We start from the raw sequence: 19,346 nt of genomic DNA on the forward strand, positions 1-19,346 counted from the left end.
GCCGCTTCACGGTCCCGCGGGAGCAAGCGCCCTCGCCACAGGTTGGTTATTGGCTATTTATTGATCAGGCGACCACTGTTTCAGCCGGCGAGACGATATTGGTCTTCATCCCCCGCGAACGCCCGGAGCTCAGGTAGGCGGCGATGGATTCCTGAGTCACCTCGCCCAGGAACACCCGCTCGGCATCCATCACCGGCAGCCACGAGCGGTTGAACTCGTACATGCGCGACAGAAGAATCCGCAGGTGTTCGTCGTAGGCGGCTGTAGCGTTGAACTCTCGCAGGAACTGGGCGCAGGTGCCGGTCTGACGGTGCAGGTCGCGACGACGTACATAACCCAGAGCCTTGTTCTCGGCACAGGTCACCACCACATAGCGCCGGTCGTGTTCGTCCATCAGTTCCAGGGCGTCGGCTACCGGGGTTTCCGGGCTGACCGACGGGGCGTTGTCCGCGGCGTCTTCGGCCTTGACCAGCAACAGGCGTTTCAAGGTGCTGTCCTGGCCGACGAAGTTGCTGACGAAGTCGTCCGCCGGGTGCGCCAGCAGGGTGTCGGGGTGATCGATCTGCAGCAACTTGCCGGCACGGAAGATGGCGATCTTGTCCCCCAGCTTGATGGCTTCGTCGATGTCATGGCTGACCATGATCACGGTCTTGTTCAGCGCCCGCTGCATCTCGAAGAATTCATTCTGAATCATCTCGCGGTTGATCGGGTCCACCGCGCCGAAGGGTTCGTCCATCAGCAGCAGCGGGGCGTCCGCCGCCAGGGCGCGGATCACCCCGATGCGCTGTTGCTGGCCACCGGACAGTTCCCGTGGGTAGCGATGCAGGTACTGCTTGGGTTCGAGCTTGATCATGCTCATCAGCTCGCGGGCCCGGTCGTGGCATTTCTGCTTGTCCCAGCCCAGCAGGCGTGGCACTACCACGATGTTTTCCTCGATGGTCATGTTGGGGAACAGGCCGATCTGCTGGATCACGTAGCCGATGTTGCGGCGCAGGGTCACTTCGTCGAGATCGGTGGTGTCCTCGCCATTGATCAGCACCTTGCCCGAGGTGGGCATGATCAGGCGGTTGATCATTTTCAGCGTGGTGCTCTTGCCGCAGCCGGAGGGCCCGAGGAACACGCAGATCTCGCCTTCATTGACGGTCAGGCTTACCGAGTCGACGGCTTTGACATCCTTGCCGTTGCTGCGAAAGGTCTTGGTCAGGTTTTGAAGTTCGATCATTTCAGGAGTCCTTTTGGAGTCAGCGAGCGTTGCAGCCATTGCAGAAGCAGGTCGGCGAAGATGGCCAGGAGACTGACCAGCACGGCGCCGACGATCAGCATCGACATGTCGCTGCGGCTGATGGAAGCAAGAATGAGTACGCCCAGGCCGCCCGCGCCGATGGTGGCGGCGATGGTCATGACGCCGATGTTCATCACCACGGCGGTGCGTACCCCGGCGAGGATCACCGGCACCGCGATCGGCAACTCGACCATGCGCAGGCGCTGGCCGAAGGTCATGCCGATGCCGCGGGCGGCTTCACGAATGCCCGGTTCGACGCCGGTCAGCGCCAGGTAGGTGTTGCGCATGATCGGCAGCAGAGAATAGAGGAACACCGCGGTGATAGCCGGCAGCGGGCCCAGGCCCTGGCCGAACTTGGAGTAGAACGGCAGCAGCAGGCCGAACAGGGCGATGGACGGAATGGTCAGCAGCACGGTGGCGCTGGCCTGCAGTGGGCCGGCAAGGGTCGGGAAGCGGGTCATCAGCACGCCCAGGGGCACACCGAAGACGATGGCCAGGGTGACGGCGATGCCCACCAGGGTGATGTGCTGCCAGGTCAGGTGCAGGACCTGGGCCCAATCGAGATGGGAAAAGGCGTTCAGGAATTCCATGTCTTCTCCTCTTTAATTGATCGGGTGCTGGCGCAGGAAATCTGCGGCCACGGCGGATGGGCTTTCATGGTCGACATCGACCCGCGCATTCAACTGGCGCATGGTTTCGTCGTCGAACAGGGCTGCCAGTGGCTTGAGGTCGGTGGCCAGTTGCGGGTGGGCGTCGAGATAGACCTGGCGCACCACGGGCGCTGCGGTGTAGTCCGGGAAGTAGTGCTTGTCGTCTTCCAGCAGTTTGAGCTTGAAGGCGTTGAGGCGCCCGTCGGTGGTGTACACCAGACCGGCAAACACCTGGCCATTGCGCAGGGCGGTGTAGACCAGGCCGGCGTCCATCTGCCGGGTGTTCTTGCGGGTCAGGGCCATGTCATAGAGCTTGACCATCCCGGCCATGCCGTCGGAGCGGTTGGCGAACTCGGTGTCCAGGGCCACCAGGCGGTTTTCCTTGGTGTTTTCGGCCAGGGCCAGGGTCAGGTCGCTGATGCTATTGATCTGCGGATGTTCCTTGGCCACGTTCTCTGGCAGCGCCAGGGCATAGGTATTGCTGAACTTGGACGGTGACAGCCAGACCAGGCCTTTTTTCGCATCGAGTTCTTTCACCCGGGCGTAGGACTGTTCGCTGTCGAGTTTCTCGTCGATGTGGTTGTAGGCCACCAGCGAGACTCCGGTGTATTCCCAGATCAGGTCCAACTGGCCACTTTCCTGGGCACTGCGGGCCAGGTTGCTGCCCAGGCCCCCGGTGACGCGGGTGTCGTAGCCCTTGCTGCGCAAGTACTGGGAGGTGATCTCCGCCAGCAGGGTCTGTTCGGTGAAGACCCGGGCGCCGATGCGGATCAGCGGTTTTTCCACGGCGTGGGCCAATGTGCTGAAAAGCAGGGCGCAGCCGAGTATCAGGCTTAATTTCTTCATGTCGGTTCCTTGGCTCTGACGGGCTTAAGACGGGCGCAGACCACGTTCCAGCCAAAGTCGGCTGGCCAGGGTCACCAGGCCATCGAGGAGCAAGGCCAGCAGCGCGGTGCAGGCGGCGCCGAGCAGCAGTTGCGGCTGATTGTTCAGGGCGATGCCGGGGAAAATCAGGCTGCCCAGGCTGTTGGCGCCGATCAGGAAGGCCAGGGGCGCGGTGCCGACGTTGATCGCCAGGGCCACCCGCACGCCGCCGATGATGATCGGCACGGCATTGGGCAATTCGACTTTCCACAGCACCTGGCGTGGCGTCATGCCGATGCCGACCGCGGCCTCCTTGAGGGAGCCCTGGACGTTCTTCAGGCCTTCATAGGTGTTGCGCACGATGGGCAGCAGGGAGGCGAGGAACAGCGCGAAAATGGCCGGGCCACTGCCGATGCCGAGGATCCCCAGAGCGATGGCCAGGACGGCCAGGGGAGGGACGGTGTTACCGATGTTGAACACTTGCATGAAGCGTTCGGCGCGTCCGACCATGCTCGGGCGGCTGAGGACGATGCCAGCGGGGATCCCCACCACCAGCGCGGCTAGCATTGAAGCCAGGACCAGGAACAGATGAGCTTGCAGGTAGAACAACAGATCGTCGCGGTAGTGTTCGATCGTAGTGATGCCGATCCAGTGGACCAGCAGGGCCAGGAGGGCGATTACCGCAGCGCCTCCTATCAGCCCTTTGCCATAGCGAATAGCCACAGGCGGACTCCTTTTTTGTCGGTCGGCGGGCACTTTCCCGTGTGGCAGGGCCATTCCTGGCTGCCGGGAAAATACGCGCGAAAAGCAGCTCGTCGAGCGCCGGCAGAGCGGCGGGTGAACGGGCCATGAGCGCAGCTTCGTCAAGCTAACTTGCTGATATTTCAGCCCCTGACGACAGTGCGTGACAGGGGAGTGGACGTCTCCACGTTTTAAAAGGTTCCATAATTGGCAGCATTTAGCCACCGCTAATCTGCCGTCCGGTCGCCCGGGCGACGGGGTGAGCTGTGGCCCGCAAGGCTATGTCTGGGCTATAATCTGCGCCCTTTTTTGATCACCGCCAGGCGATTTCCCATGACCCAACAGGCCGCCGAAGTCGCGAAACGCCGCACTTTCGCCATTATTTCCCACCCGGATGCGGGTAAGACCACCATCACCGAGAAGCTGTTGCTGATGGGCAAGGCCATTGCGGTGGCGGGTACCGTCAAATCGCGCAAGTCCGACCGCCACGCCACTTCCGACTGGATGGAGATGGAGAAGCAGCGGGGTATTTCCATTACCACGTCGGTCATGCAGTTCCCCTATCGCGAACACATGATCAACCTGCTGGACACCCCCGGCCACGAAGACTTCTCGGAAGACACCTACCGCACCCTGACCGCGGTGGACTCGGCGCTGATGGTGCTCGACGGCGGTAAGGGCGTAGAGCCACGGACCATCGCCCTGATGGACGTCTGCCGCCTGCGCGATACGCCCATCGTCAGTTTCATCAACAAACTCGACCGGGACATTCGCGACCCGATCGAACTGCTGGACGAAATCGAAGCGGTCCTGAAGATTAAGGCCGCGCCTATCACCTGGCCGATCGGTTGCTACCGCGACTTCAAGGGTGTGTACCACCTGGCGGGCGACTACATCATCGTCTACACCCCGGGCCACGGCCACGAGCGCACCGAAACCAAGATCATCGAAAAGCTCGACTCCGCCGAAGCCAGGGCCCACCTGGGTGACGAGTACGAGCGCTTCATCGAGCAGCTGGAACTGGTGCAGGGCGCCTGCCACGAGTTCAACCAGCAGGAGTTCCTCGACGGCCAGCTGACGCCGGTGTTCTTCGGGACCGCGCTGGGCAACTTCGGTGTCGACCACGTGCTCGACGCCGTGGTGGACTGGGCGCCGCTGCCGCTGGCCCGCGTTGCCAACGAGCGCAGCGTGGCCCCCCAGGAAGAGAAGTTCTCGGGCTTCATCTTCAAGATCCAGGCGAACATGGACCCCAAGCACCGCGACCGCATCGCCTTCATGCGTATCTGCTCGGGCAAGTACGAGAAAGGCATGAAGATGCGCCACGTGCGCACTGGCAAGGACGTGCGCATCGGCGACGCCCTGACCTTCTTCTCCTCCGAGCGTGAGCAACTGGAAGAGGCCTATGCCGGCGACATCATCGGCCTGCACAACCACGGCACCATCCAGATCGGCGACACCTTCACCGAAGGCGAGGCGCTGGGCTTCACCGGTATCCCGCACTTCGCCCCGGAGCTGTTCCGCCGTGTGCGTCTGAAGGACCCGCTCAAGTCCAAGCAACTGCGCCAGGGCCTGCAACAGCTGGCCGAAGAAGGCGCGACCCAGGTGTTCTTCCCCGAGCGCAGCAACGACATCATCCTCGGCGCCGTGGGTGTGCTGCAGTTCGACGTGGTGGCCAGCCGCCTGAAGGAGGAATACAAGGTTGAGTGCTCCTACGAGCCGATCACCGTGTGGTCAGCCCGCTGGATCGAATGCAGCGACAAGAAGAAGCTCGAAGAGTTTTCCAACAAGGCGGTGGAAAACCTGGCCCTGGACGGCGGCGGCCACCTGACCTACCTGGCGCCGACCCGGGTCAACCTGGCGCTGATGGAAGAGCGCTGGCCGGACGTGAAATTCCGCGCCACCCGCGAACACCACTAAGTTCGCCGGTCACCCCCGAGCCCCGCTGTGCAGACAGCGGGGCTTTTTTTTGCGCGCAGGATTGGCCTGCCGCCGCCCCGTAGGCGCCGGCTTGCCAGCGAAGGCGGCGGACGCTGTTGTGCCTGGCTTGCGGGTTTCTTCGCCGGCAAGCCGGCTCCTGCGGGGTGTGGTGTTTTCAAGGGAGCGCCGTTAGTCGGAAGGGCTTTGGCGGCTCGGGAATCGATAGGGAGCTATCTGGAAAAGCCGGGATATCACGACTAGGTTTCAGACAGTGCTGTGGCCGCCGCAAGGCTGGCGCGCAGCCATCGATGATTCACCTATGAAAGGATGGAATCGGCTATGAGAATTTTCCAACGCGTTGTGCTGTTGATCAAAGTGCTGGTGATGCTGTCGCTCGGAACCTCGGCGGCCTGGGCCCACAACCTGATGCAGGTGAGCGAGCCGGGTTACTCCTCGAGCCAGAGCGCACCGGTGCAGATGCTTGCCAAGTCCGAATCGGAGCCGGGCGATGAGGGCCAGGGTGGCAGTTCCGGCGATGACGACCAGACCACCGACGAGGATGACGGCGACAGCCAGGGCTAAAAGAAACCCCCGACGACGGACTGATGCGCAATCCGTCGCCGGGGGCGGGTCGAACAAGGTTCAGGCGCTCCCGGAGGCATCCGGGAGCGCCTTTTTCATGGCCGCTACAGCACGAATTGCTCGGCGTAGTGGCAGGCCACCTGGCGGCTGTCGAGCTGGCGCAGGGCCGGCTCTTCAGTGCTGCAGCGCTCGGTGGCATAAGGGCAGCGCTTGTGGAAGGCGCAGCCCGGTGGTGGGTTCAGCGGGTTGGGCAGCTCGCCGACGATCTTGATCTTCGGCTTGTCCGGGTCCGGGTGGATGGTTGGTGTCGCCGACAGCAGGGCCTGGGTGTAGGGGTGCAGGGGGCGGGTGTAGATGTCCTCCTTGGGGCCCATTTCCACCGGCCGGCCGAGGTACATCACCAGCACCTGGTCGGCCACGTGGCGCACCACTGCCAGGTTGTGGGAAATGAACACGTAGGCGGTGTTGAATTCCTGCTGCAGGTCCATGAACAGGTTCAATACCTGGGCCTGGATCGATACGTCCAGGGCCGAGGTCGGTTCGTCCGCCACCAGCACCTTGGGCTGCAGCATCATTGCCCGGGCCAGGGCGATACGCTGGCGCTGCCCCCCGGAGAACATGTGCGGGTAGCGCTGGTAATGTTCGGGGCGCAGGCCTACCTGCTTCATCATCGCCTGGACTTTTTCCCGGCGTTCGGCGGCCGACAGCTTGGTGTTGATCAGCAGCGGCTCGGCCAGCTGGTCACCGATCTTCTGCCGCGGGTTGAGCGAGGCATAAGGGCTCTGGAACACCATCTGCACGTCTTTGCGCAGTTGCTTGCGCTGGGCCTTGTCGGCACCGGCGACTTCCTGGCCGGCGATCTTCAGCGAGCCGGAAGACGGTTCCTCGATCAGGGTCAGGGCCCGCGCCAGGGTGGATTTGCCACAGCCGGATTCACCCACCACTGCCAGGGTCTTGCCGGCTTCCAGCTCGAAGGACACGCCGTTGAGTGCGCGCACGGTGGCGTGGCCCTTGAACAGGCCACGGGACACTTCGTAGTGACGGGTGAGGTCGCGGGCGGTAAGAACGACGGCCATTACGCCACCTCCTGATTCAGCGGGTAGAAGCAGCGCACCAGGCTGGCGGCTTTCGGGTCGAGGCTGGGGCGCTGGGCGCGGCAGTTGTCTTGCACGTAGGGGCAGCGCGGCGACAGCAGGCAGCCTTGAGGCCGGTCGTAGCGCCCGGGGACGATGCCCGGCAGGGTCGACAAGCGAGTGGCGCCGAGGCTGTGCTCGGGAATCGCCGCCAGCAGCGCTTCGCTGTAGGGGTGCGCGGGAATGTCGAACAGCTCCGGTACCTGGCCCACCTCAACCGCCTGGCCGGCGTACATCACGCACACCCGCTGGGCGGTTTCGGCGACCACGGCGAGGTCGTGGGTGATCAGCACCAGGCCCATGTTCTGCTCTTTCTGCAGGTTCAGCAGCAGGTCCATGATCTGCGCCTGGATGGTCACGTCCAGGGCGGTGGTGGGTTCGTCGGCGATCAGCAGCTTGGGCTCGCCGGCGATCGCCATGGCGATTGCCACCCGCTGGCTCATGCCGCCGGACAGTTGGTGCGGGTAGGCGTCCATGCGGCTGGCGGCGCCGGGGATCTCGACCTTTTCCAGCAGTTCGATGGCGCGCTTGCGTGCGGCCTTGCTGGACATCTTCAGGTGCAGGCGCAGCACTTCCTCGATCTGGAAGCCCACGGTGTAGCTGGGGTTCAACGCGGTCATCGGGTCCTGGAAGACCATGGCCAGGTCCTTGCCGACGATCTGCCGGCGCTGGCGCGCGCTGAGCTTGAGCATGTCGCGGCCGTCGAAGCTTAGGGCATCGGCGGTGACGATGCCGGGGTGCTCGATCAGGCCCATCAGGGCCATCATGGTCACCGATTTGCCGGAGCCGGACTCGCCGACGATGGCCAGCACTTCGCCCTTGTCGACCTTGAGGTCGAGGCCATCGACCACCGGCACCGCCGTGGCGTCGCCGAAACGGACATTGAGATTCTTGATTTCTAGCAGTGACATGGGAATCTCCTCAGGCGGCGTTCTTGAGTTTCGGATCCAGCGCATCGCGCAGGCCGTCGCCCATCAGGTTGATTGCCAGCACGCTGAGCAAAATGGTCAGGCCCGGCAGGCTCACGACCCACCAGGCGCGTTCGATGTAGTCCCGGGCCGAGGCCAGCATGGTGCCCCACTCCGGAGTCGGCGGTTGCACGCCCAGGCCGAGGAAGCCCAGGGCGGCGGCGTCGAGGATCGCCGAGGAGAAGCTCAGGGTGGCCTGGACGATCAGCGGTGCCATGCAGTTGGGCAGCACGGTGATGAACATCAGGCGTGGCAGGCCGGCACCGGCCAGGCGCGCGGCGGTCACGTAGTCGCGGTTGAGTTCGCCCATCACTGCGGCGCGGGTCAGGCGTACATAGGACGGCAGAGACACCACGGCAATGGCGATCACGGTATTGATCAGGCCTGGGCCGAGGATGGCGACGATGGCCACGGCCAGCAGCAGCGAGGGCAGGGCCAGCATGATGTCCATCAGGCGCATGATGGTCGGGCCCAGCAAACGCGGGAAGAAGCCGGCGAACAGCCCGAGGAGGATCCCCGGGATCAGCGACATCACCACCGACGACAGGCCGATCAGCAGCGACAGGCGCGAACCCTGGATCAGGCGCGAGAGCAGGTCGCGGCCCAGTTCATCGGTGCCCAGCAGGAACTGCATCTGGCCGCCTTCGAGCCAGGCCGGAGGGGTCAGCAGGAAGTCGCGGTACTGCTCGCTGGGGTTGTGCGGCGCCACCCAGGGCGCGAACAGTGCGCAGAACACGATCAGCAGCATGAACAGCAGGCCGGCCACCGCGCCCTTGTTGCGGGAGAAGTGCTGCCAGAATTCTTTGTAGACGGACGGATAGAGCAGGCTTTGATCGACTGCTACTGAGGAAGTTGGAGTGCTCATTAGTCTTGATCTCAGCGCTGATGACGGATGCGTGGGTTGGCAAAGCCGTAGAGGATGTCCACCACGAAGTTGACCATGATCACCAGGCAGGCGATCAGCAGGATGCCGTTCTGCACCACGGGATAGTCCCGGGCGCCGATGGCTTCGATCAGCCACTTGCCGATGCCCGGCCAGGAAAAGATGGTTTCGGTCAGGACCGCACCGGCCAGCAGGGTGCCGACTTGCAGGCCGACCACGGTCAGCACCGGAATCAACGCGTTGCGCAGGCCGTGGACGAACACCACCCGAGCCGGCGACAGGCCCTTGGCCTTGGCGGTACGGATGTAGTCCTCACGCAGCACTTCGAGCATCGAGGAGCGGGTCATCCGCGCGATCACCGCCAGCGGAATGGTGCCCAGCACGATGGCGGGCAGGATCAGGTGCTGCAGGGCGTCGAAGAAGGCGTCGGTGTCTTTGGCCAGCAGGGTGTCGATGAGCATGAAGCCGGTTTTCGGCTCGATGTCGTAGAGCAGGTCGATACGCCCGGAAACCGGGGTCCAGCCCAGGCTTACCGAGAAGAACATGATCAGGATCAGGCCCCACCAGAAGATCGGCATCGAATACCCCGCCAGCGAGATCCCCATTACCCCATGGTCGAACAGCGACCCTCGCTTCAAGGCGGCGATCACCCCGGCCAGCAGGCCGAGCACGCCGGCGAACAGCAGGGCGGCCATGGACAGTTCCAGGGTCGCGGGGAACAGCGAGGTGAATTCGCTCCAGACGCTGGTGCGGGTGCGCAGGGACTCGCCCAGGTCGCCGTGGGCCAGCTTGCCGATGTAGTCCAGGTACTGGGCGTACAGCGGCTTGTTCAATCCAAGGCGTTCCATTGCCTGGGCATGCATCTCAGGGTCGACCCGACGCTCGCCCATCATGACTTCCACGGGGTCGCCGGGAATCATGCGTATCAAGGCGAAGGTCAGCAAGGTGATGCCGAAGAATGTGGGTATCAGCAACCCCACACGGCGGGCAATAAAACTAAACATCTTCTGAAGTACCTCAATCAGCCGGTTAGGCGTTCCCGCCATCCTTGGGGTCAAGGACGGCGGGCGTTTCTTATTACTTCACTTGGGTGGTAGCGAAGTTGTTAGTGGTCAGGGGGCTAATGTGATAACCCTCGACGTTCTTGCGCATGGCGGTGAACATTTTCGGATAGGCCATGGGGATCCACGGTTGATCCTGTTCGAAAACCAGCATGGCCTTTTCATAGAGCTCGGCGCGTTTGGCGGGTTCAGCGTCGGAGCGTGCTTCGTCGATCAGATCCTGGAACGTCTTGTTGCACCAGCGGGCGTAGTTTTCGCCGTTTTTCGCCGCGTCACAACTCAGGTTCGGGGTCAGGAAGTTGTCCGGATCGCCGTTGTCCCCGGCCCAGCCCGCCGACACCATATCGTGTTCGCCGTTTTTCGCACGCTTGAGCATCTCGCCCCACTCCATCACGCGGATGTCGAGCTTGAGGCCCACCTTGGCCAGGTCGGCCTGCATCATCTGTGCGCCGAGCATCGGGTTGGGGTTGGTCGGGCCGCCGCCGTTGCGGGTGAACAGGGTGATAACCGTACCCTCCGGTACGCCGGCTTCCTTGAGCAGCGCGCGGGCCTTGTCCAGATCCCGGGGCGGGTTCTTCAGGCTGTTGTTGAAGCCCAGCAGGGTCGGCGGATACGGGCCGGTGGCCACCAGGGCGTTGCCCTTGCCGTACAGGCTGTTGACGTAGGCTTCCTTGTCGAAGGCGATGTCGATGGCCTTGCGCACTCGCACGTCGCTCATGTACTTGCGCGTGGTGTTCATGGCGATGTAGCCGGTGGTCATCGCGGCTAGCTCGTCGACCTTGAGATTGGCGTCGGCCTTGATGCTGGGGATGTCATCGGGCTTGGGGTAGAGGGCGATCTGGCATTCGTTGGCCTTGAGTTTCTGCAGGCGCACGTTGTTATCGGTGGTGATCGCCAGCACCAGCGGGTCGGCCGGCGGCTTGCCGCGGAAGTAGTCCGGGTTGGCCTTGAAGCGTACCTGGGCGTCCTTGGCATAGCGGGTGAATATGAACGGGCCGGTGCCGATGGGCTTGCTGTTGAGCTCAGAGGTCTTGCCTTCCTTGAGCAGCTTGTCGGCGTATTCGGCCGGGAAGATCGACGAGAAGGCCATGGCCACGTCGGCGAGGAAAGGGGCTTCGCGGCGGGTCAGGGTGAAGACCACGGTGTGGTCGTCGATCTTCTCGACGCTTTTCAGCAGTTCCTTGAAGCCCATGCTTTCGAAATAGGGGAAGCCCACGCTGGACTTGTCATGCCAGGGGTGCTTCGGGTCAAGCTGGCGCTGGAAGCTCCAGAGCACGTCGTCGGCGTTCATCTCGCGCGTCGGGGTGAAGTAGTCGGTGCTGTGGAATTTGACGCCCTTGCGCAGATGGAAGGTGTATTGCAGGCCGTCGGGGCTGATGTCCCAGGATTCGGCCAGGGCCGGCTCGATGTCAGTGGTGCCGGGCTTGAAGTCCACCAGGCGGTTGAAGATGGTTTCCGCCACTGCGTCGGCCGTGACTGCAGTCGTGTACTGGACCATATCGAAGCCTTCCGGGCTGGCTTCGGTACAGACCACCAAGGGTTTGGCTGTGGCGCCCAGGGCGACGCTCAGCAGGGCGGCGCCAACGGCCGCTTTCAGGGGAAGCATTTTCATCAGGAACCCTCTGCAATCGATTGAACCAGATTAGCTTGAATGGCGGATTCGTCATGAATCCGCCCTTCAACTGGTGGGTTAGAGAATATTGAATGGGATGGTGGTAACCAGTCGGAATTCATTGATGTTGCCGTCGGCCTGGTTCTCGCTGGCGCGGTGCGTGGTGTAGGTGGCACGGATCGCGGTGGCTTTCAGCGGGCCGCTCTGTACGGCGTAGGAAGCACCGATGCCGTATTCGTAGTGGTGCTCGCCGTCCATGGTGCGTACGCCATAGACCGTACCGTCTGCCTTGACGCCGCTGTAGGCGGTGCCGTTGTAGTGGGTACCGTCGATGCCCCAGCCACGGGCCTGGTAGATGTTGAACTTGAGGCCGGGCACGCCGTACTCGGCCATGTTCAGGCCGTAGGCGATCTGGAAGGATTTCTCGTTCGGGCCGTTGAAGTCCGAGAGCAGGGAGTTGGCCAGGTAGATGCCGTTGGTTTCGTGCAGGTAGTCGAAGTACTCGTTACCGTTAATTTCCTGGTACGAGAAGGTCAGGCTGTGGGCCTGGTGGGTCAGGCCGAGGGACAGCGAGTAGGTGTCGTTGTCGATTTCGCCCATCTTCTTCTTGCCGGTATCGACGGTCTTGTAATAGTTCAGGCCGGTGGTCAGGCTCAGCACCGAGCTGTCGCCCAGCTCGTGGGTGGCGCCGAAGTAGTACTGGTTCCAGAAGTCTTCCACCTTGGAGGCGTAGAGGCTGGTCTTCAGGCTTTTCAGCGGCTGGTAGTTGGCGCCGACCAGGCTTACGCGATCGGTCTCGGCACCGTTGCTGTTGTACTCGGAGCTGAACTTGGACAGGCTCTGTTCGGTCCGTGGCGATACCCGGTCGAAGCTGCCGGCGTCGAACGACAGGTTGTTGAACTCTTCGCTGTGGATACTCACCCCTTCAAAGCTCGAAGGCAGCGGACGGTTGCCGATGACGTCGACGATCGGCGTGCTGAAGTTCTGCCGGCCGGCGGTCAGGGTGGTGTTGGACACGCGGAACTTGACGTTGGCCAGGCCCAGCTTGCTCCACTGGCCCACGGCGTCACCGTCGGAGTGGGTCAGGGTGCGGTTGTTCTTGCCGGCGATGTCCTTGCGGTCACGATCCAGAGCAATAGCGTTGTAGGCGGCGACTTCCGTGCTGACGCCAACGGTGCCTTCAGTGAAACCCGAGGTGTAGTTGAGGATGGTGCCCTGGACCCAGTTGATACGGCGCGGGGTCGAGGTCTCTACACCATTGTGGTTGTACGAAAAACGGTCGTTACGACGTTTCAGCTCGTTGGCGTACCAGTTGCGCGTGGTACCCGACAGGCTCTGCCCTTCGATAAAACCCTTGGTCTCAGCCTGGGCACTGGTGGCGTTCAGTTCAGTCGGGACGAAGTCCTGGCTGACGTTCTCCGCATAGGCCGAGGCGGTGATGCTACTGATAGCCAAGGCTAACAATACGCTGCTGCTCAGTTTCATGGGTGAAGCTCCTTTGTTTTCTTTTTTAAATGCCGGTTTTTTTGGGCCGGCTGGTTTTTGGAACTCATTCAGGGCATCGCAAACGTTTGCATGCGGCTTGATCGCCGAATTCAGGCAAAGCGTCTGCGTGAGGGCGAAAATCGCCCCCAGGGTTTTGGCTCATCGGTTATGGGGCTAGGCTGACACCCGAAAAGGCGTTGCGGCCGAAAGGACTGACCTTGAAACCTTCGACTTTCGCGCTCAGCGGCTGGTTGATCGTCGAGTGGGCCACCGGTGTGATAGGGACCTGTTGCTTGAGCAGTTGCTGGGCCTGTTTGTACAGCAGGCTGCGCTGTTCACGGTCGGTGACGACCTTGGCCTGCTTGATCAGCTTGTCGTACTGCGGGTTGCACCACATGGAGTAGTTGTTGCCGCCAATGGCGTCGCAGCTGTACAGCGTGCCCAGCCAGTTGTCCGGATCACCGTTGTCGCCGGTCCAGCCGATCAGGCTGATGTCGTGTTCGCCGTTCTTGGTGCGCTTGATGTACTCGCCCCACTCGTAGCTGACGATCTTCACCTTGAGGCCGATCTTCGCCCAGTCGGACTGCAGCATCTCGGCCATCAGCTTGGCGTTGGGGTTGTAGGGGCGTTGTACCGGCATGGCCCAGAGGGTGATTTGCGTGCCTTCCTTGACCCCGGCGGCCTTGAGCAGCTCCCGGGCTTTTTCCGGGTTGTAGGCGGCGTCCTTGATGGTTTCGTCGTAGGACCACTGGGTCGGTGGCATGGCGTTGACTGCCAGCTGCCCGGCACCCTGGTACACGGCGTTGAGGATGCTTGGCTTGTTCACCGCCATGTCCAGCGCCTGGCGCACTTCGAGTTGGTCGAAGGGTTTGTGCTGCACGTTGTAGGCGATGTAGCCCAGATTGAACCCGGGCTTTTCGATGACTTGCAGTTTCGGGTCGTTTTTCAGCGTGTCGATATCGGCGGGGCGCGGGTGCAGGGTCACCTGGCATTCGCCGGCCCGCAGCTTTTGTACCCGTACCGAGGCGTCGGTGTTGATGGCGAAGATCAGCCGGTCGAGCTTGACCCGGCTTGGGTCCCAGTAGTGCGGGTTGGCGCTGTAGCGGATCTGCGAGTCTTTCTGGTAACGCTGGAACACGAAGGGCCCGGTGCCGATGGGTTTCTGGTTGATCTGGCTCGGGGTGCCGGCCTGGAGCAGTTGCTCGGCGTATTCGGCGGAAAGGATCGCGGCGAAGCTCATGGCCAGGTTCTGGATGAAGGCCGCGTCCACGGTATTGAGGGTCATGACTACGGTCAGCGGGTCGGTCTTTTCGACCCGGGCGATGTTCTTGTTCAGGCTCATGCCGTTGAAGTAGGGAAACTCCGTCGGGTAAGCCTTGCGGAACGGATGTTCGGCGTCGAGCATGCGGTTGAAGGTGAACAGTACGTCGTCGGCGTTGAGGTCTCGGCTCGGCTTGAAATAGGGCGTGCTATGGAACTTCACCCCTTCGCGCAGGTGAAAGCTGTAGGTGAGGCCGTCCTCGGAAATGTCCCAGCTCTTGGCCAGCGCTGGCAGCACGTTGGTGGCGCCTCTTTCGAACTCCACCAGGCGGTTGTACAGCGGCTCGGCGGCATCGTTGTCGGTAGCAGTGGTGTATTGGGCGGTGTCAAAGCCCGCCGGGCTGCCTTCGGAACAGAACACCAGGCTGCGTTCGGCGGCGGTGCCGAACGAACTGGCGGCCAACAGGCCGCTGCCCAGCAGGGCCGGGAAAATCCAGGAATGACGCATGACCGTACTTCTCCATTTTTGTTGTGATGAACAATGGGCCATGACTCCTTCCTGGAGCCTGTACAGGCCATTGATGCCAAACCACTACGTGCGGCAGGTGCCCGTTGGCAGACGCAGCTTCGCCTTGCACCGACCTTGAGGGTCGAGGGCCGGGCGGTAACTGCGTCGAACCTGAAATGCCTGTAGGAATCGGCTCTGAATTCGCAAGACAGTGCGCCAGTGGCGGGTCGTTGCGCAGTAGAGACCGAGCTCCAGCGGGCCGGGCTGGTAAAGCAACGGCGACGTCATGGACGTCGCCGTTGCAGAGCCTTATTTGCCGATGCTGACGCCGTAGAAGGAGTTCAAGCCAAAGGGGCTGATTTTGAAATCCTGCACGTTGGCGCGCATGGGTTGGAACACCGTCGAGTGAGCGATAGGTGTCATCGGTACTGCATCTTTGAGGATGTGTTGCGCCTGCTTGTACAGCTCGGTGCGCTTGGCTACATCAGAGGTAGCCTTGGCTTGCTTGATCAGGGCGTCGTAAGGCTTGTCGCACCATTTCGAGAAGTTGTTGCCGTTCATTGCATCGCAACCGAACAGGGTGCCGAGCCAGTTGTCGGGGTCACCATTGTCGCCGCTCCAGCCGATGATCATCGCCTGGTTCTCGCCGCCCTTGGAGCGCTTGATGTACTCGCCCCACTCGTAGCTGACGATGTTCACTTTCAGGCCGATCTTCGCCCAGTCCGACTGCAGCATTTCGGCCATCAGCTTGGCGTTGGGGTTGTAGGGACGCTGTACCGGCATGGCCCACAGGGTGATCTGGGTGCCTTCCTTGATGCCGGCTTCCTTGAGCAGCTCCTTGGCTTTCTCGGGGTCGTACTTGGCGTCCTTGATGGTGGTGTCATAGGACCACTGGGTTGGAGGCATGGCGTTGACCGCCAGCTGGCCGGCGCCCTGGTACACCGAATCGATGATCTGCGGCTTGTTCACCGCCATGTCCAGCGCCTGGCGCACCTTGAGGTCGGCCAGCGGGTTGGCATCGGTACGGCCCTTGAGGACCGGCATCACGTTGTAGGCGATGTAGCCGAGGTTGAAGCCTGCCTGTTCAGGCATCTTCAGGGTCTTGTCTTCCTTGAGGGCCTTGAGGTCGGCCGGACGCGGGAAGAGGGTGACCTGGCATTCGTTCTTCTTCAGCTTCTGGATACGCACCGAGGGGTCGGTGGTGATGGCGAAGATCAGGTTGTCGATCTTCACGTCTTCAGGCTTCCAGTAGTCCTTGTTGCCGGTGTAGCGGATGTTCGAGTCTTTCTGGTAGCTCTTGAACACGAAGGGGCCAGTGCCGATCGGCTTCTGGTTGATGTCGCTGGCCTTGCCTTCCTTGAGCAGCTTGTCGGCGTATTCGGCGGACTGGATCGAGGCGAAGCTCATGGCCAGGTTCTGGATGAAGGCTGCGTCCACGGTCTTGAGGGTGAACTTGACGGTCTTGTCGTCGACTTTCTCGACCTTGGTGATGTTGGTGTCCATCCCCATGTCGGTGAAATACGGGAATTCGGTGGGGTAGGCCTTACGGAACGGCATGTCCTTGTCGATCATGCGGTTGAAGGTGAACAGCACGTCGTCGGCGTTGAAAGTACGGGTCGGGGTGAAGTACGGCGTGGTGTGGAACTTGACGCCTTCGCGCAGGTGGAAGGTGTAGGTCAGACCGTCGTCCGAGATGTCCCAACTGGTGGCCAGGCCCGGAATGACCGCGGTGCCGCCACGTTCGAACTGGCTGAGGCGGTTGTAGAGAGTTTCGGCTGAGGCGTCGAAGTCGGTTCCGGTGGTGTACTGGCCAGGGTCGAAACCGGCCGGGCTCCCTTCAGAGCAGAACACCAGGTTAGTCGCCGCTTGGGCGAAGGGTGCGCTGGCGAGCAAGCCGGCGCTGACTAATAACGGAAGGACTGCTTTCTTGAACATGGTGGCCTCATGATTTGTTGTCATTTTTGGTGTAGAGGGCGACCTTGTGAGTCGACCCGCCGATACTTATGCAGCCCTCATACCCAATGCAAGATGCAGGGCTGCCACAAGTCTCAAAGAGTGGAACGAACGTACAGGAATGACGCATTTGTATAAATCTTGACGCATTTGATCGTTTGCGCCGGTGTTTTGTGGTGCATGCGCTGCCTTTTCACGGGGCAATCGAAGCCCATCGCGCCCACTCTTGGTGCGGTGCTGGCTGGTGTGCCGGGTGATGCTTGGCCCAGGCGCCCGGCCTTGTCTGACCGGATGGAGATGGGCGGCTGGGTGAGGGAGGCCGTGGAGAACGGATGCCCGCAATTTTGCTGGCGATGGCGCGTGCTCGGCACATCGTCGCAGGTGCTGAATTCGGGGCTCGCAGTGAGGTTGTCACTGTGGAGGTCGCTGCGGGTTTGTGACGGCGTAGTGCCGCGGATCAGACCAGTTGTCTGCCAAACCTGGAGCGGAAAGGTCTTATCCATGCAAACCTCATTTTTTCTTTTTCTAGGGCATATCTGAGGATTGGCCTTGTGGGCCATGGAAACTCGCCTTCTTATGGGGAGTGGATGCAGCCCCATGGACCCTGTGCGGCGACGGCGATCGCTTTGTTGTGTTGTTGATAGTCGATTCGCCGATGCCGAAATTAAGTCATGCTGAAATCGTGGTCAACGAAAATTAAGCGTGACTAACATTTCTCCTTGTGCACAGGTTTGTCCCAGGGGTTCGACTGACGGCCGTGCGCTGGGCTCAGGCCGCGGAATGGTCGTCGAACAGGCCCATGGTGGTGACGGTCAGGACTTCTGCCGGGCCATTGCCGACGTTGGCCAGGCAATGAGTCTTGGTGGCGTCGAAGTGCACCGAGTCACCGGCACTCAGGGGATATTGACTGCCCTCGATGGTGTAGACGATCTGTCCTGAAAGCACGTAGGAGAACTCCGAGCCGTCATGGGAAATCAGCTCGGACTGGTAGCCCACCGGTATGTTCATCTTGACCGCGTTGATCAGGTTTCCGGGAAAGGAGCTGGACAGGCGCTCGTAGGCCAGTGGCTGGCCTTCGATGGTGTAGCGCACCCGCTTGCCGTCGTGGGAGTCGGGTTGCGCCTGGATCGGCTGGTCGAACAGGGCGTTCAGCGGAACGTTCAGAGACTTGGCGATATTGACCAGGGAAGAGATCGATACACCCGTGAGATTACGCTCTGCCTGGGAGAGGAAGCTGGCGGTCAGACCGGATTCGCTGGCGATCTGGCGCAGGGTTTTCTTGGCGGCGCGGCGATAGCGACGCAGGCGTTCGCCGATGCGATCTGCGGTCATTGAAGAGACTCTTATAGGAAAGAAGCAGTATACCCGGCGGACGTCAGCAACATCTGAGCCGCTGCGTACCGCGGGGCATAACTCTAACACCACAGAGCCGGGTTCCCCCGGGTCCGGGTTGAAATAGCCGGTAACGAAAAACGGCGATAACCTTGATGCCGAAGGTTATCGCCGTTGGAAGACGCAGGGATAAGGTCAGGGCATCAGCACTTCGATGGCGCCGTCGGCGGTCATGCTGACCTGGCTGGTGCCGGCCTCGACTTCTGGTGTCACTGGGGCCGAATCCATGCTGGCGGCCTTCATCATCATCGGCGCACGCATGTAAGGCTGTGGATAGCCATTGCTGTTGAGGTTCAGGTTGACGATCTTGTAGCCCTTGCCGCCCAGGGCCTCGGTGGCCAGTTGGGCACGGGCCTTGAAGGCCTTGACCGCATCCTTGAGCAACGCGTCTTCGCTGGCCTTGCGGGTCGGGTCGGCGATGGCGAAGTCCATGCCACCCATCTTCAGGTCGCCCAGCAGTTCACCGGTGAGCTTGGACAGCGCGGCGAAGTCGGAGCTTTCCAGGCGCAGTTCGGCGCGCTCACGCCAGCCTGTGATCTTCTGGCCCTTGCCGTCGTAGATCGGGTAGCTGTTGCGGCTGCCCTGGCGCAGGGTCACGTCCTTGACCTGGCGCGCCTGGTCCAGGGCCTTGTTCATGGTGGTGGTGATTTCTGCGGCGAGCTTGGCCGGGTCGGTGTTCTGCGATTCGCTGTAGAGGGTCACGATCATCAGATCCCGAGCCACTTCCTGGCTGACTTCGGCGCGCAGGGAAATCTGGTTGTAGTGCAGTTCATCGGCGGCCAGGGCGGGCAGGCTGGTGAGGGTGCCGGCGCTGAGAGCGAGAAGGGCGACGCTGCGACTGAAATGCTGCATGAAAACTCCTTGAGTGCGGTCCGCAGGATAAGGTCAGAGCCTGGGTGAAACCTTCAGACTGTGGTTTTTATTCCTCGTTGCGGCCAATTACAACTTTGATACACATGATCGCCATGGTTCGTCCGCGGCCGCTCAAGGCAGTGTGGCGCTTTGCCGCAGTTTTGCCTGTGCCGGGGGCTGCTTGGTTATACTCCCGGCGATTG

Annotated in this window: 17 protein-coding genes; 2 read left to right on the forward strand and 15 right to left on the reverse strand. The window is 61.7% G+C overall.

Annotated elements, in window-relative coordinates:
* Nucleotides 1–64: 64 nt before the first annotated feature.
* Genes AC1RGE_RS11705 through AC1RGE_RS11720 form a run of 4 tightly spaced genes read right to left on the reverse strand, consistent with a single transcriptional unit; the run spans nt 65 to nt 3,519 of the window.
* A complete protein-coding gene (locus AC1RGE_RS11705) occupies nt 65–1,222 on the reverse strand; it encodes an osmoprotectant ABC transporter ATP-binding protein OsmV (protein ID WP_015634138.1) in 1,158 nt (385 codons plus the stop codon).
* Nucleotides 1,219–1,872, reverse strand: coding sequence for an ABC transporter permease (locus tag AC1RGE_RS11710; RefSeq protein WP_011059225.1), 654 nt, complete (start codon nt 1,870–1,872; stop codon nt 1,219–1,221). Before AC1RGE_RS11710 ends, AC1RGE_RS11705 begins: the two co-directional genes overlap by 4 nt.
* Before the next feature lie 12 nt (nt 1,873–1,884).
* A complete protein-coding gene (locus tag AC1RGE_RS11715) occupies nt 1,885–2,778 on the reverse strand; it encodes a glycine betaine ABC transporter substrate-binding protein (protein WP_072443008.1) in 894 nt (297 codons plus the stop codon).
* Between the two features lie 24 nt (nt 2,779–2,802).
* Nucleotides 2,803–3,519, reverse strand: coding sequence for an ABC transporter permease (locus AC1RGE_RS11720; protein WP_011059227.1), 717 nt, complete (start codon nt 3,517–3,519; stop codon nt 2,803–2,805).
* A 351-nt stretch (nt 3,520–3,870) separates the two neighbouring features.
* On the opposite strand from AC1RGE_RS11720, the gene AC1RGE_RS11725 reads away from it, so the two are divergent.
* Both AC1RGE_RS11725 and AC1RGE_RS11730 read left to right on the forward strand, forming a co-directional pair.
* Nucleotides 3,871–5,454 (forward strand): peptide chain release factor 3, encoded by a 1,584-nt coding sequence (locus AC1RGE_RS11725; protein ID WP_011059228.1) that lies wholly within the window; start codon nt 3,871–3,873, stop codon nt 5,452–5,454.
* A gap of 339 nt (nt 5,455–5,793) precedes the next feature.
* Complete coding sequence (locus AC1RGE_RS11730) at nt 5,794–6,036, forward strand: hypothetical protein (protein ID WP_015634142.1); 243 nt, start codon at nt 5,794–5,796, stop codon at nt 6,034–6,036.
* A 104-nt stretch (nt 6,037–6,140) separates the two neighbouring features.
* Here the strand turns inward: AC1RGE_RS11730 and AC1RGE_RS11735 are convergent, their stop codons facing one another.
* From AC1RGE_RS11735 to AC1RGE_RS11785, 11 genes are all read right to left on the reverse strand, one after another.
* Nucleotides 6,141–7,112, reverse strand: a complete 972-nt coding sequence (locus AC1RGE_RS11735) for a peptide ABC transporter ATP-binding protein (RefSeq protein WP_011059230.1) — start codon at nt 7,110–7,112, stop codon at nt 6,141–6,143.
* Complete coding sequence (locus tag AC1RGE_RS11740; protein WP_011059231.1) at nt 7,112–8,080, reverse strand: ABC transporter ATP-binding protein; 969 nt, start codon at nt 8,078–8,080, stop codon at nt 7,112–7,114. The genes AC1RGE_RS11735 and AC1RGE_RS11740 overlap by 1 nt, the downstream gene beginning before the upstream one ends.
* 10 nt (nt 8,081–8,090) lie before the next feature.
* On the reverse strand, nt 8,091–9,002 hold the full coding sequence (locus tag AC1RGE_RS11745; RefSeq protein ID WP_011059232.1) for an ABC transporter permease subunit: 912 nt from the start codon (nt 9,000–9,002) through the stop codon (nt 8,091–8,093).
* Nucleotides 9,003–9,013: 11 nt separating this feature from the next.
* On the reverse strand, nt 9,014–10,024 hold the full coding sequence (locus AC1RGE_RS11750; protein ID WP_011059233.1) for an ABC transporter permease subunit: 1,011 nt from the start codon (nt 10,022–10,024) through the stop codon (nt 9,014–9,016).
* A gap of 73 nt (nt 10,025–10,097) precedes the next feature.
* The gene (locus tag AC1RGE_RS11755; RefSeq protein ID WP_011059234.1) at nt 10,098–11,693 is read right to left on the reverse strand and encodes an ABC transporter substrate-binding protein; all 1,596 of its coding nucleotides are present in this window, start codon (nt 11,691–11,693) and stop codon (nt 10,098–10,100) included.
* Between the two features lie 78 nt (nt 11,694–11,771).
* Nucleotides 11,772–13,178, reverse strand: coding sequence for an OprD family porin (locus AC1RGE_RS11760; protein WP_492584340.1), 1,407 nt, complete (start codon nt 13,176–13,178; stop codon nt 11,772–11,774).
* Between the two features lie 166 nt (nt 13,179–13,344).
* Entirely contained in the window at nt 13,345–14,946 is a 1,602-nt protein-coding gene (locus tag AC1RGE_RS11765) for an ABC transporter substrate-binding protein (RefSeq protein ID WP_011059236.1), read from the reverse strand.
* A gap of 309 nt (nt 14,947–15,255) precedes the next feature.
* Entirely contained in the window at nt 15,256–16,881 is a 1,626-nt protein-coding gene (locus tag AC1RGE_RS11770) for an ABC transporter substrate-binding protein (protein WP_011059237.1), read from the reverse strand.
* A 113-nt stretch (nt 16,882–16,994) separates the two neighbouring features.
* The gene (locus AC1RGE_RS11775; RefSeq protein WP_019096050.1) at nt 16,995–17,402 is read right to left on the reverse strand and encodes a hypothetical protein; all 408 of its coding nucleotides are present in this window, start codon (nt 17,400–17,402) and stop codon (nt 16,995–16,997) included.
* Between the two features lie 265 nt (nt 17,403–17,667).
* Nucleotides 17,668–18,231, reverse strand: a complete 564-nt coding sequence (locus AC1RGE_RS11780; RefSeq protein WP_015634148.1) for a helix-turn-helix domain-containing protein — start codon at nt 18,229–18,231, stop codon at nt 17,668–17,670.
* 195 nt (nt 18,232–18,426) lie between these two features.
* Nucleotides 18,427–19,143, reverse strand: a complete 717-nt coding sequence (locus AC1RGE_RS11785) for an SIMPL domain-containing protein (protein WP_011059238.1) — start codon at nt 19,141–19,143, stop codon at nt 18,427–18,429.
* Between the last annotated feature and the right edge of the window lie 203 nt (nt 19,144–19,346).

The organism is Pseudomonas sp. GW823-FHT02C05, assembly GCF_058797595.1.

Coding starts and splice junctions, on each gene's coding strand:
- AC1RGE_RS11730 (WP_015634142.1), top strand. CDS start 5,794: ATGAGAATTTTCCAACGCGTTGTGCTGTTGATCAAAGTGCTGGTGATG.
- AC1RGE_RS11780 (WP_015634148.1), bottom strand. CDS start 18,231: ATGACCGCAGATCGCATCGGCGAACGCCTGCGTCGCTATCGCCGCGCC.
- AC1RGE_RS11710 (WP_011059225.1), bottom strand. CDS start 1,872: ATGGAATTCCTGAACGCCTTTTCCCATCTCGATTGGGCCCAGGTCCTG.
- AC1RGE_RS11740 (WP_011059231.1), bottom strand. CDS start 8,080: ATGTCACTGCTAGAAATCAAGAATCTCAATGTCCGTTTCGGCGACGCC.
- AC1RGE_RS11770 (WP_011059237.1), bottom strand. CDS start 16,881: ATGTTCAAGAAAGCAGTCCTTCCGTTATTAGTCAGCGCCGGCTTGCTC.
- AC1RGE_RS11755 (WP_011059234.1), bottom strand. CDS start 11,693: ATGAAAATGCTTCCCCTGAAAGCGGCCGTTGGCGCCGCCCTGCTGAGC.
- AC1RGE_RS11725 (WP_011059228.1), top strand. CDS start 3,871: ATGACCCAACAGGCCGCCGAAGTCGCGAAACGCCGCACTTTCGCCATT.
- AC1RGE_RS11765 (WP_011059236.1), bottom strand. CDS start 14,946: ATGCGTCATTCCTGGATTTTCCCGGCCCTGCTGGGCAGCGGCCTGTTG.
- AC1RGE_RS11715 (WP_072443008.1), bottom strand. CDS start 2,778: ATGAAGAAATTAAGCCTGATACTCGGCTGCGCCCTGCTTTTCAGCACA.
- AC1RGE_RS11745 (WP_011059232.1), bottom strand. CDS start 9,002: ATGAGCACTCCAACTTCCTCAGTAGCAGTCGATCAAAGCCTGCTCTAT.
- AC1RGE_RS11705 (WP_015634138.1), bottom strand. CDS start 1,222: ATGATCGAACTTCAAAACCTGACCAAGACCTTTCGCAGCAACGGCAAG.
- AC1RGE_RS11775 (WP_019096050.1), bottom strand. CDS start 17,402: ATGGATAAGACCTTTCCGCTCCAGGTTTGGCAGACAACTGGTCTGATC.
- AC1RGE_RS11750 (WP_011059233.1), bottom strand. CDS start 10,024: ATGTTTAGTTTTATTGCCCGCCGTGTGGGGTTGCTGATACCCACATTC.
- AC1RGE_RS11735 (WP_011059230.1), bottom strand. CDS start 7,112: ATGGCCGTCGTTCTTACCGCCCGCGACCTCACCCGTCACTACGAAGTG.
- AC1RGE_RS11760 (WP_492584340.1), bottom strand. CDS start 13,178: ATGAAACTGAGCAGCAGCGTATTGTTAGCCTTGGCTATCAGTAGCATC.
- AC1RGE_RS11785 (WP_011059238.1), bottom strand. CDS start 19,143: ATGCAGCATTTCAGTCGCAGCGTCGCCCTTCTCGCTCTCAGCGCCGGC.